The following is a 12,356-nucleotide window of genomic DNA, read 5'->3' on the forward strand; positions in this document are numbered from 1 at the left end:
AGGTGACAGTGGGTATTCTGACGCCGTTTTAGCAACATTACCGGAAGCCGGTGCTCAATTAAAGCGTGGTCTGGCGGCCTGTTGTGCTGAGTGGATTTCAAAAATCTGCGTAAAATTACCAAAATTTTTTTGCGTGTCGTTTTCTTTTTGACTACCGCATGATGTTAATCATTAATCTACCAGCTTTCATGGGCTACGCTGTTAGTCTGATTGCGTTATTTTTCGCCATTATTTAACAAATAGGTACTTCCATGTCGACGAAGTTAGTACTGGTTCTGAACTGCGGCAGCTCTTCCCTTAAGTTTGCCATCCTTAATCCCGCCACCGGCGACGAATATTTGTCAGGCCTGGCGGAGTGTTTCCACTTACCGGAAGCCCGCATTAAATGGAAACTGGAAGGCAGCAAACAGGAAGCGCCACTTGGCGCAGGCGCAGCCCATAGCGAAGCGTTGAACTTCATCGTTAAAACTATTCTGGCACAAAAACCCGAGCTTTCTGCACAAATCGCTGCAATCGGTCATCGTATCGTGCACGGCGGTGAAAAACTGACGCAATCGGTGGTCATTGATGAGGCAGTGATTCAGGGCATTAAAGACGCCTCTTCCTTCGCCCCGCTGCACAACCCGGCGCACCTGATCGGCATTGATGAAGCGATGAAAAACTTCCCGCATCTGTCAGATAAAAATGTGGCCGTGTTTGATACCGCGTTCCATCAGACCATGCCGGAAGAGTCCTATCTCTATGCCCTGCCCTACGCCCTGTATAAAGAACACGGCGTGCGCCGCTACGGTGCGCACGGCACCAGCCACTACTATGTGACCCAGGAAGCCGCCAAAATGCTGAACAAGCCGGTGAGCGAACTGAATATCATCACCTGCCACCTCGGCAACGGCGGTTCCGTATCGGCTATCCGCAACGGCGAGTGCGTTGACACCTCCATGGGCCTGACGCCGCTGGAAGGTCTGGTGATGGGCACGCGCAGTGGCGATATCGACCCGGCTATCGTGTTCTTCCTGCATGACGCCCTGGGCATGAGCGTTGATGCCATCAACCGCCTGCTGACCAAAGAGTCCGGCCTGCTGGGCCTGACCGAAGTCACCAGCGACTGCCGCTACGTGGAAGACAACTACAACACCAAAGAAGACGCCCGACGCGCCATGGATGTGTTCTGCCACCGTCTGGCAAAATACATCGGCAGCTACAGCGCGCTGATGGAAGGCCGTCTGGATGCCGTCATCTTTACCGGCGGTATCGGTGAAAACGCGGCCCTGGTGCGTGAGCTGACACTGGGTAAACTGGGCCTGCTGGGCTTTGACGTCGATCACGCGCGCAACCTGGCGGCGCGTTTCGGCCAGTCCGGTTTCATTAATAAAGAAGGCACCCGCCCGGCGGTGGTGATCCCTACCAATGAAGAGTGGGTGATTGCGCAGGACGCCGCGCGTCTGACCGCCTGATACACTTCTCCGTCAGCTTCGGCTGACGGCGTTGTTTCTGACACTCTGCCATACCGAGAGGAATTACCGTGTCACGTACAATTATGCTCATTCCTACCGGCACCAGCGTCGGCCTGACCAGCGTCAGCCTCGGCGTAATCCGTGCCATGGAGCGCAAAGGCGTGCGCCTCAGCGTTTTCAAGCCCATCGCCCAGCCCCGCGCCGGCGGCGATGCGCCAGACCAGACCACCACCATCATCCGTAAAAACTCCGCTATTCCGGCAGCGGTGCCGCTGCAGATGTCCCGCGTTGAGTCGCTGCTGGGATCTAACCAGCAGGATGTGCTGATGGAAGAGATCATTGCCAGCTATCACGCCAATGCGAAAGACGCGGAAGTGGTACTGGTAGAAGGTCTGGTGCCGACGCGCAAACATCAGTTCGCTACCGCGCTGAACTACGAAATTGCCAAAACCCTTAACGCCGAGATTGTCTTTGTGATGGCGCTGGGTAACGATTCGCCGGCGCAGCTGAAAGAGCGGATCGAGCTGACGCAAAGCAGTTTTGGCGGCAGCAAAAACAAAAACATCACCGGCGTGATCATCAACAAACTGAACGCACCGGTGGATGAACAGGGCCGTACCCGTCCGGATCTCTCTGAGATTTTTGACGCCTCTTCTGAAGCCAGCATCGCGAATATCGATCCTAAGCAGCTGTTTGCCAACAGTCCGCTGCCGGTGCTGGGCTGCGTGCCGTGGAGCTTTGATCTAATTGCCACGCGCGCCATTGATATGTGCCGCCATCTGAACGCTGAAATTGTTAATGAAGGCGAAATCCAGACGCGCCGCGTCAAGTCGGTGACCTTCTGTGCACGCAGCATTCCGCACATGCTGGAACACTTCCGTCCCGGCTCGCTGCTGGTGACCTCGGCCGATCGTCCGGATGTGCTGGTTGCTGCCTGCCTTGCCGCGATGAACGGTATTGAGATCGGTGCTGTTCTGCTGACCGGCGGTTATCAGATTGAGGAGCCTATCGCCCGTCTGTGCGAGCGCGCCTTCCAGACCGGCCTGCCGGTGTTTATGGTGAAAACCAACACCTGGCAAACCTCGCTGAGCCTGCAGAGCTTCAACCTCGAAGTGCCGGCCGATGATACCCAGCGCATTGAAAAAGTGCAGGAGTATGTTGCTAACTACATCAACGCCGACTGGGTAGAGTCGCTGACCGCCACCTCCGAACGCAGCCGCCGTCTCTCGCCGCCCGCTTTCCGTTATCAGCTGACCGAACTGGCGCGCAAAGCCGGCAAACGCATTGTTCTGCCGGAAGGCGACGAACCGCGCACCGTCAAAGCGGCAGCCATCTGCGCCGAGCGCGGCATTGCCACCTGCGTGCTGTTAGGGAATCCGGAAGAGATTCAGCGCGTGGCCGCTGCGCAGGGTGTGGAGCTGGGCAAAGGCATTGAAATCGTCGATCCGGTTGCCGTCCGCGATAACTACGTCCCGCGTCTGGTAGAACTGCGTAAAAGCAAGGGCATGACCGAAGTGGTGGCGCAGGAGCAGCTGGAAGACAACGTGGTGCTCGGCACCATGATGCTGGAGAGCGGCGAAGTGGACGGTCTGGTTTCCGGTGCGGTCCACACCACGGCCAATACCATTCGTCCGCCGCTGCAGCTGATCAAAACCGCGCCAAACAGCTCGCTGGTGTCGTCCGTGTTCTTTATGCTGCTGCCTGAGCAGGTGCTGGTGTATGGCGACTGCGCCATTAACCCGGACCCGAATCCGGAGCAGCTGGCAGAGATTGCCATTCAGTCTGCTGATTCAGCCAAAGCCTTTGGTATCGATCCGCGCGTGGCGATGATCTCCTACTCCACCGGTAACTCCGGTGCCGGTAGCGACGTAGAAAAAGTGCGCGAAGCCACCCGCATCGCCCAGCAGAAACGCCCGGATCTGGTGATTGATGGCCCGCTGCAGTACGACGCCGCCATTATGGAAGACGTGGCGAAGTCCAAAGCACCGGACTCTGCGGTCGCGGGTCGTGCCACCGTGTTTATCTTCCCGGATCTCAACACCGGCAATACCACCTACAAAGCGGTACAGCGCTCAGCCGATCTGATCTCCATCGGGCCGATGCTGCAGGGGATGCGTAAACCGGTTAATGACCTGTCGCGCGGTGCGCTGGTGGATGACATCGTCTATACCATCGCCCTGACGGCGATTCAGTCGCAGCAGGCGGAAGGCTAACCTTTTCGTTGCGCAGCCAGGCACGCCCTTAGCGGCGTGCTTTTTTTGCCTGTGCCCTACTGCTGCAGCCTCCTGGCAAAAACGCGCCCGCCCGCTCACACTGTTTATACGTTCCTTCGCGTCTGACGAGGTGCATGATGAACAGTGATGTACACCGCCGCCGGTTACAGGCTACGCCGCGAGGCGTGGGGGTGCTGTGCGATTTCTATGCGGTTAAAGCAGAGAATGCCACGTTGTGGGATCAGCATGGCCGGGTCTATATCGACTTTGCCGCCGGTATTGCGGTGCTGAATACCGGACACCGTCACCCGACGGTGATGGCGGCCGTCAGGCAGCAGCTGGACTGTTTTACCCATACGGCCTTTCAGGTGGTGCCGTACGAAAATTACATTCATCTGGCCGAGCGGCTTAACGCACGGGTACCGGTTGCCGGACCCGCCAAAACCACCTTCTTTTCTACCGGTGCGGAAGCGGTCGAAAACGCGGTGAAAATCGCCCGCGCCGCCACCGGACGGCCCGGCGTGATCGCTTTCACCGGTGCGTTTCATGGCCGCACCCATATGACGCTGTCGCTGACCGGCAAAGTCGCCCCCTATAAGACCGGCTTTGGCCCCTTTGCCAGCCCGGTGTTTCACGCCCGCTATCCCTGCGCGCTGCATCACGTCAGCGTAGCCGATGCGCTGGCGAGTCTTGACGCGCTTTTCCGCAGTGATATCAGCCCGCAGCAGGTGGCGGCGATTATCTATGAACCGGTGCAGGGCGAAGGCGGTTTCTATGTCGCCCCGCCGGCGTTTGTGACGGCGCTACGCGCACTTTGCGATCGGCATGGCATCCTGCTGATTGCGGATGAGATTCAGAGCGGGTTTGCCCGTACCGGCCGGCTGTTTGCCAGCGAATACTACGCTGAGCAGCCGGATATGATAACGCTGGCAAAAAGTCTGGCCGGTGGATTTCCGCTGTCAGCGGTGACCGGACGCGCCGCGGTGATGGATGCACCGGAACCCGGCGGCTTAGGGGGTACCTACGCCGGCAGCCCGCCGGCGATTGCCGCCGCGCATGCTGTACTGGACGTGATCACACAGGAGAATCTGTGTGCCCGCGCGCTGACGCTGGGAAACCGGCTGCGGGAGACGCTGAACGGCACAGGCTGCCGCGCGCTGGCAGAGGTGCGCGGGTATGGCTCAATGCTGGCCGCTGAGTTTACCGACAGCCACGGCCAGCCTGACGCCGGGATCGCCAGCGCCATTCAGCAGCAGGCGCTGGCGCAGGGCCTGCTGCTGCTAACCTGCGGCGTGCACAGCAATGTCATCCGCTTTCTCTATCCGCTGACCATTCCGGATGCGCAGTTCAGCCAGGCGCTGGATATTCTCAGCGGAATTTTGCGTCAGCATTAAAAAAGGCACCTTGCGGTGCCTTAGCCAGCCCATCGGGGCTGCGGAAGCGCGACGTCTGTCAGGCGTCACTGCTCTGTTGACTGCGGGTGGCATCGCTGTTGCGGCTCAGCCACAGCGACAGGGCTTTCAGCGAGTCATCGGTAAACTCATCGCAGCGGGCGGTGATCTCTTCCGGCGTCATCCAGAACACTTCATCCACCTCTTCTTCCTGCATCGCGAACGGGCCGTGGGACACACAGCTGAACAGCCCGCCCCAGACGCGGCAGTGCGCATCTTCGAAGTAGAACTTACCGTGCTCGGCGAAGGGCACATCCGCAATTCCCAGCTCCTCTTCCGCTTCGCGGCGCGCAGATTCAAGCAGATCTTCGCCGCTCTGCACCACACCACCGGCGGTCGCATCCAGCATACCAGGCATGAAATCTTTGGTTTCGGTACGACGCTGCACCAGGATTTTGCCCATGCCATCGTGCACCACGATATAGGTTGCGCGATGACGCAGACACTGCGCCCGCATCTGCGCCCGGCTGGCCTGCGCAATCACTTCGTTGTCTTCGCTGACGATATCGACCCACTCAATGCCGTCACCTGCCGTTTGATCCACCATCCGTAACCCTTTCTCTGTTTTCGGCGTGCCTGGCACGCGCCTGTTTGCGATGCTTTATTAGAATGTGCGCTAAGGTAAAGCGTTCTTTTCGCCGCCGCAAGGTTTTAGCGTGCTTTCACCGACTCCGCCAGCCACAGCTGTACCGAGGCGCGCTGCCACTGAAATTCGGCGTAATGCTGCAGCTTCACCGGTAGCGGATCGCCATGCAGCGCAAGGCGGTTAAGCATGATCGCCAGATCGGTATCCGCAATTGACCACTCGCCAAACAGGTTTTGCTGGCCGTCCGGCAGCAGGCGCTGCGCGGCCACAACCAGCTTTGCCACCGCCTGTTCCGCCGCTGGCGTCAGTGCCGCAAACCGCTCGCCGGCAAACAGCACCTCCGTCGGACGCTCACTGCGCAGCGCCGCGAGGTCACTGCGCAGCCACGCCTGAAGTTCACGCGCGCGGGCGCGCTTTTCCCGGTCGCGCGGGTAGAGGCGCTCGAACTCTGGCGCCGGAAAGCGCTCTTCCAGATATTCCGCAATGGCTGAAGATTCGCTGAGCACCAGATCGTCAATTTGCAGCGCTGGCACGCGGCAGGTCAGCGAAAGCGCGCGATACGCTTCCTCATGCTGCGCATTGCGCGAGAGATCGACACGCTTCAGCGTAAAAGGAATGCCCTTTTCGGTGAGCGCGACGTAAACCGACATCGCATACGGACTGAAAAAGCATGAATCGGACCATAACGTAATGGTGGGATAAGTCATCGGCTGCCTCAGGTAAGCGTCAGGTGTGCATTCTATTTACCGATTTTTAGACGCTAAGGCAATGGGTTCGCTGGTCGGATCTTCGCCGCCGGGCCGGGGAAAACTTTCCCTTTTTCATCATAAGCGTAACCCTGGTCACGCCACGGACGCGCTTCTCTTCTATGCTCAATTCTGAGCAAATCAATTATTCCAGGGAGGCTCAGACATGCACCTGCTTATTACCGGTGGCACCGGCCTGATTGGCCGCCATCTGATCCCGCGCCTGCTGCAGCTCGGTCACCAGGTCAGCGTGGTCACGCGCGATGTGGCAGCTGCGCGGGAAAAACTCGACGCGCGCGTAATGCTGTGGTCCGGCATTAATCAGCAAGCGGATTTGAATGGTATTGATGGCGTGATCAATCTGGCCGGCGAGCCGATTGCCGATAAGCGCTGGACAGAACAGCAGAAGCAGCGCCTGTGCGAAAGCCGCTGGCAGATCACAGAACAAATTGTCTCACTGATTCACGCCAGCAGTCAGCCACCGCGCTTTCTGATTTCCGGCTCGGCAACCGGCTTCTATGGCGACACCGGCGATGTGGTGGTGACTGAAGAGGACGGCGGTCAGCAGGAGTTCACCCATACGCTGTGCGACCGCTGGGAGCAGCTGGCCCTGAAAGCGCAGAGCGATCGCACCCGCGTTTGCCTGCTGCGCACCGGCGTGGTACTGGCCAAAGAAGGCGGTGCGCTGGCAAAGATGAAGCTGCCGTTCAAACTGGGTGTCGGCGGGCCGATCGGCAGCGGCAAGCAGTATCTGCCGTGGATTCACATTGATGACATGGTCAACGCCATTCTGTGGCTGATGGATAACGCGCAGCTCAGCGGCCCGTTTAATATGGTGTCACCGTACGCCGTGCGCAATGAACAGTTTGCCGCCACGCTCGGTCATGTGATGCACCGTCCGGCGTTTATGCGCACGCCTGCCAGCGCCATCAAACTGATGATGGGGGAATCCGCCGTGCTGGTGCTGGGCGGGCAGCATGTGTTGCCTAAACGGCTGGAGGCCTCTGGCTTTGGTTTCCGCTGGTATGATTTGCAGGAAGCGCTGCAGGATGTGGCGGGGACAGCGTCCCCGCACTAGACACCGGCCAGGGCCGGCGCGGCTTACGCCTGCTTTGGCTGTCCGTTTGACGCGGTCAGTCCACCATCTACCGGCAGATTCACGCCGGTGATGTAGCGGGCATCGTCGCTGGCAATAAAGGCGATGGCGCTGGCGATGTCTTCCGGCTCACCGGCACGACGCAGCGGGATACGATCGTAAAACTGCTCCAGTAATCCCTGATCCTCCTGCGCATCTTCGGTCAGATCGGTGCGGGTGAAGCCGGGGCAAATGGCGTTCACGCGGACGCCGTCGCTGCCGTAATCCATGGCCAGCGCGCGGGTAAAGTTGGTAACAGCCCCTTTGGCGGCGTTATACACGCTCATGCCCCAGTCACCGCCCAGTCCGGAGACAGAGGAGATGTTGACCACGTTGCCCTTGCTATTCAGCAGCGCCGGCATGAAGAAGTGGGTACAGTGATAAACGCCGTCGAGATCGGTGCTCATCAGCTTTTTCCAGTCTTCTATCGCCACTTCATGAATTTTGCCCTGCACGATGCTGCCGGCATTATTCACCAGCACATCCACGCGGCCGTAAGTGCGCTGCACCTGATCGGCCAGCTGCCTGACCTGCTCCGCTTCGCCGACATCGCAGGACACCACAAGATGCTGACCCTCAGCCAGCGTACTCAGCACTTTATCCAGTTTTTCCTGCGTTCTGCCCACCAGAACCACGGAGGCGCCCTCGCTGGCAAAGCGCTGCGCTGCCGCGGCGCCAATGCCGGAACCTGCTCCCGTGATCACGACAACTTTCTGTGAAAAACGCGACATATTTCCTCCTGAATAAGTGAAAGTGACGAGGATCAAGCCTGGCAGCCTCTGCCACTGTTTCAAGCGAAGCGGGAGAAACATGGCCTGCTAGCAGGTCTTCTGTGCGCTGATGATCAATTCGTGCACTTTTTACCAGGGTTAATTTGTTGTCACTTCCCGGCGCGGCTACAGTTAATTTTCGCGCGCAAAATTTACAAAAACTTAATATCTGCGCTTTTTGCTTTACATCGCACCGCGGTCGCTTCACCCGCATTTTTCTATTCTGTCAGGATGCAATGATGAAAAAGAGAGCAAAAACCCTGCCCGGCGTGACCCGGCGGCAGGTACTGACCTGGTCAACGCTGGGCGTTGCCGCTGGCGTTACGCAGGTGGCGAACGCCGTTTCCCTGAAGGGCGCCCCTGGCTGGACGCCCTTCTCCGCTAATCCACCCGAGCAGTTCACACCATCGGGCTGGCTGTTTTTTACCGCTGAAGAAGCGCGCACGGTAGAAGCCATCGTTGACCGGCTGATCCCGGCGGACGATCTCAGTCCCGGCGGAAAAGAAGCCGGCTGCGCGGTATTCATCGATCGCCAGCTGCACGGCTTTTACGGCACCTTTGAGCGGCTGTATATGCAGGGTCCCTTTCAGGAGGGCACGACCGAACAGGGCGATCAGTCTCCGCTGGTGCCGCAGCAGCGCTACCGCACCGGGCTGGCGGCGCTGAACCGCTATGTTCAGCAAACCTCGCAGAAGGATTTTGCGGATTTAACCCCGGCCCAACAGGATGCACTGCTGGAGGCGATGGAAGCCGGCAAAGTGCACTTCACGGATTTTGACGCGCAATCGCTGTTTCTTGAGGTGCTGAACAACACCATGGAGGGCTTTTTTGCCGATCCGATCTACGGCGGTAACAAAGAGATGGTGTCGTGGAAAATGCTGGGATTCCCGGGTGCGCGTTATGACTACCGCGATTACATCGAGCGGCATAACGAGGATCTGGGGCTGGAGCCCATCAGTATCCTGCAATGGAAAGGCGGAGATCACTCATGAAAAAATTACCGAAAACGGATGTGGTCGTCATCGGCCTGGGCTGGGCGGGCGCCATCATCGCCAATGAGCTGGCGGACGAAGGACTGGAGGTGGTGGGCATTGAGCGCGGCCCGTGGCGCGACACCGCACGTGATTTCAATATTGGCACCGTAACCGATGAACTGCGCTATGTCATGCGCGAAGAGTTAATGCTGCGCACCCGGCAGAACACCTGCACCATGCGCAACAATCCGTCGCAAACAGCGCTGCCAATGCGTACCTGGGGCTCCTTCCACCCGGGCAACGGCACCGGCGGCGCCGGCAACCACTGGGCAGGCATTACATTCCGCTTTCAGCCGGAAGAGTTCCGCCTGAAGAGTCATCTGACAGAGCGCTACGGCGCCAGCGCGATACCGGATGAGCTGGTGCTGCAGGACTGGGGAACCAGCTGGGAAGAGATGGAGCCGCACTACATGCAGTTTGAGCGGGTGGCCGGTACGTCCGGCTACGCCGGCAATATTCAGGGCGAAAAACGCCCGGGCGGTAACCCGTTTGAAGGCGCGCGGTCGGGTGACTATCCGACGCCGCCGCTGCGTCAGCCCTATGGCCCGACGCTGTTTGCTGAAGCCGCCAGAAATATGGGCTACCAGCCGTTTCCGGTTCCCTCCTCGCTGGTGTCAGAGGCGTATACCAATCCGTATGGCGTCACCATGGGGCCGTGCACCTTCTGCGGTTTCTGCACCAACTACGGCTGCGCCAACTACTCAAAAGCCAGCGCCATCACTACCATTCTCCCGGCGCTGATGCGCAAAGAGAACTTCACGGCGTATACCAACAGCGAAGTGCTGGAAGTGCTGACAGACAGTACCGGCCGGCAGGCCACCGGCGTCACCTACATTGACTCCTCCGGCGATAAGTGGGAGCAGCCCGCCGATCTGGTCATCGTGGCCGCCTTTACCTTTGAAAACGTTCGGCTGATGCTGCTTTCCGGCATCGGCAAAGCCTACGATCCGGTCACGAACCAGGGCACCACCGGTCGCAACTATGCCTACCAGACGGCTAACAACGTGACCCTGTTCTTTGATAACAAGAACTTTAACCCGTTCATCGGCGCAGGCGCGGTGGGGATGGGCATTGATGAGTTTAATAACGATAACTTTGACCACAGCGGGCTGGGCTTTTTTGGCGGCGGCAGCATCCGCGTCACGCCCATCGGCTCTGCGCCCATTGGCTATCGTCCGCTTCCGCCCAACACGCCAAAATGGGGGGCAAAGTGGAAGCGCGCGCTGAAAGATAACTACCTCAGCACCATGTCGATTGGCTGTGAGGCCAGCAGCTATACCACGCGCACCAACTACCTTTCGCTCGATCCGAATTACAAAGATCCGCATGGCCGGCCGCTGCTGCGCATCACCTTTGATTTTGCCGCTAACGATCTGAAGATGGCGCAGTACTGCACGGGAAAAGTGGCGGATATCGCCAAATCCATGAACCCGCGCGAGATGATTGTCAAACCGATGACCGGGCACTGGAGCAGCGTGCCGTACCAGTCTTCACACGTGGTGGGTGGATTTATCATGGGCAGCGATCCGTCAACCAGTTCAGTGAACAAGCATCTGCAGGTGTGGGATGTGCCGAACCTGTTTGTGGTGGGGGCGTCGGCGTTTCCGCAGAATCCGGGCTACAACCCGACCGGCACCGTGGGGGCGCTGGCCTTTAAAGCCGCGCATGCCATTCGTCATTTCTATCTGAAGCGTCCCGGGGAGATGATCAGCGCATGAAAATATCTCTCGCCGTAAGCGCCGTCGCGCTGCTGCTGAGCAGCTTCGCCAGTCAGGCACAGCCGGACTACGACCAGTATACCCGCGGCCGTTATATCGCCACGCTGGCTGATTGCAGCGCCTGCCACACGCGTGACCCGCAGCAGCCGTTTGCTGGCGGTGTCAGACTGCAGACCCCGTTTGGCACGCTGGTGGGTGCCAACATCACGCCGGACCGGGAAACCGGTATCGGCACCTGGAGCTATGACGATTTCCGTCGCGCCATGACCGAAGGCATCGGCCATGACGGCAAACGGCTTTACGGTGCCATGCCGTTTACCGCCTACACCAAAATGCCGGAAAAAGATCTGCAGGATCTCTGGGCGTGGATGCAGACACTGCAGCCGCTCTATCAGCCGGTTGAGACCAACCAGCTGCCGTTTCCTTTCAATATCCGCACCAGCCTGATGGTGTGGAACTGGATCAACTTTACCCGCGGTGAATATCAGCCTGATGCGAAGCGGTCAGCGCAGTGGAACCGGGGCGCGTATCTGGTTGCCGGACCAGGTCACTGTGGCACCTGCCACACGCCGAAGAATCTGCTGGGCGGTGACAAAGGCGGCAAGGCGCTGCAGGGTGAAGTGGTTGAGGGCTGGTATGCACCGGATCTCACCAGTGACCCGCACCGCGGACTGGGTAAGTGGAGCCAGCAGGACATTGTCAGCTATCTGCGTACCGGGGTGAACCGCTACGATATCGCCTCCGGACCGATGGCCGACGCGGTGCGCCACTCTACCCGGCACTGGCACGATGACGATCTGCAGGCGGTGGCGGTTTACCTGAAAAGCAGCGGCCCGGCGCAGGTTGACAAGGTGCCACAGCCGCTGGCGGCCACCGACGCGCGTATGAAGCTGGGTGCGCAGATTTATGGCGCGAAATGTTCTGCCTGCCACCGTCCGGATGGTGGCGGCGAGAAGAACATCTTCCCGCAGCTGGCAGATAACCCGCTGCTGAATCAGTCAGATGCTATTTCGCTGATTCGCGTCGTGGCGGCCGGCAGCCGCGGGGTGGATACCGATGCGCACCCTACCGCGCCCGCGATGCCAGCCTTTGCCGGCACGCTGGATAACGCAGAGATTGCCGCCGTGGTGACCTTTATCCGCAACAGCTGGGGCAATGCCGCCGCGCCGGTCAGCGCCGATGAGGTGAAGCAGGTGAAAGCGAAACTGGAGTAACCCGCTGCGCGGCAGGGAAGCCGCGCTCCGTTCCC

At 59.2% G+C, this 12,356-nt stretch carries 10 protein-coding genes; 7 read left to right on the top strand and 3 right to left on the bottom strand.

What is annotated here, in order from left to right; all coding sequences use genetic code 11:
* Positions 1–251: 251 nt before the first annotated feature.
* The 3 genes from ackA (at position 252) to gabT (ending at position 5,061) form a co-directional block, all read left to right on the top strand.
* Complete coding sequence (gene ackA / locus D8B20_RS11730) at positions 252–1,454, top strand: acetate kinase (protein WP_145889043.1); 1,203 nt, start codon at positions 252–254, stop codon at positions 1,452–1,454.
* 68 nt (positions 1,455–1,522) lie between these two features.
* The gene (gene pta / locus D8B20_RS11735; protein WP_145889044.1) at positions 1,523–3,667 is read left to right on the top strand and encodes a phosphate acetyltransferase; all 2,145 of its coding nucleotides are present in this window, start codon (positions 1,523–1,525) and stop codon (positions 3,665–3,667) included.
* 134 nt (positions 3,668–3,801) lie between these two features.
* Positions 3,802–5,061: a 4-aminobutyrate--2-oxoglutarate transaminase gene (gene gabT, locus D8B20_RS11740; RefSeq protein ID WP_145889045.1), complete on the top strand. Its 1,260-nt coding sequence runs from the start codon at positions 3,802–3,804 to the stop codon at positions 5,059–5,061.
* 58 nt (positions 5,062–5,119) lie between these two features.
* Here the strand turns inward: gabT and yfcD are convergent, their stop codons facing one another.
* Together yfcD and yfcF are read right to left on the bottom strand one after the other, a co-directional pair.
* Positions 5,120–5,665 (bottom strand): NUDIX hydrolase YfcD, encoded by a 546-nt coding sequence (gene yfcD, locus D8B20_RS11745; RefSeq protein ID WP_145889046.1) that lies wholly within the window; start codon positions 5,663–5,665, stop codon positions 5,120–5,122.
* Between the two features lie 104 nt (positions 5,666–5,769).
* Positions 5,770–6,411 (bottom strand): glutathione transferase, encoded by a 642-nt coding sequence (gene yfcF / locus D8B20_RS11750; RefSeq protein ID WP_145889047.1) that lies wholly within the window; start codon positions 6,409–6,411, stop codon positions 5,770–5,772.
* A 205-nt stretch (positions 6,412–6,616) separates the two neighbouring features.
* Here yfcF and D8B20_RS11755 point away from each other — a divergent pair, with 205 nt between their 5' ends.
* Positions 6,617–7,528 carry a TIGR01777 family oxidoreductase gene (locus D8B20_RS11755; RefSeq protein WP_145889048.1) on the top strand — a complete coding sequence of 304 codons (912 nt, stop codon included), beginning with the start codon at positions 6,617–6,619 and terminating at the stop codon, positions 7,526–7,528.
* Positions 7,529–7,551: 23 nt separating this feature from the next.
* Here the strand turns inward: D8B20_RS11755 and budC are convergent, their stop codons facing one another.
* A complete protein-coding gene (budC, locus tag D8B20_RS11760; protein WP_145889049.1) occupies positions 7,552–8,316 on the bottom strand; it encodes a meso-2,3-butanediol dehydrogenase in 765 nt (254 codons plus the stop codon).
* Positions 8,317–8,594: 278 nt separating this feature from the next.
* Between budC and D8B20_RS11765 the strand changes: the two genes are divergently transcribed.
* From D8B20_RS11765 to D8B20_RS11775, 3 genes are read left to right on the top strand one after another with little or no spacing between them, the layout of a single operon-like run.
* Positions 8,595–9,347, top strand: a complete 753-nt coding sequence (locus D8B20_RS11765) for a gluconate 2-dehydrogenase subunit 3 family protein (RefSeq protein ID WP_145890549.1) — start codon at positions 8,595–8,597, stop codon at positions 9,345–9,347.
* A complete protein-coding gene (locus D8B20_RS11770; protein WP_186454368.1) occupies positions 9,344–11,107 on the top strand; it encodes a GMC family oxidoreductase in 1,764 nt (587 codons plus the stop codon). The genes D8B20_RS11765 and D8B20_RS11770 overlap by 4 nt, the downstream gene beginning before the upstream one ends.
* Positions 11,104–12,321, top strand: coding sequence for a c-type cytochrome (locus D8B20_RS11775; RefSeq protein WP_145889051.1), 1,218 nt, complete (start codon positions 11,104–11,106; stop codon positions 12,319–12,321). Before D8B20_RS11770 ends, D8B20_RS11775 begins: the two co-directional genes overlap by 4 nt.
* Positions 12,322–12,356 lie beyond the last annotated feature (35 nt).

The organism is Candidatus Pantoea soli (assembly GCF_007833795.1).
Taxonomy (GTDB): Bacteria; Pseudomonadota; Gammaproteobacteria; order Enterobacterales; family Enterobacteriaceae; genus Pantoea; species Pantoea soli.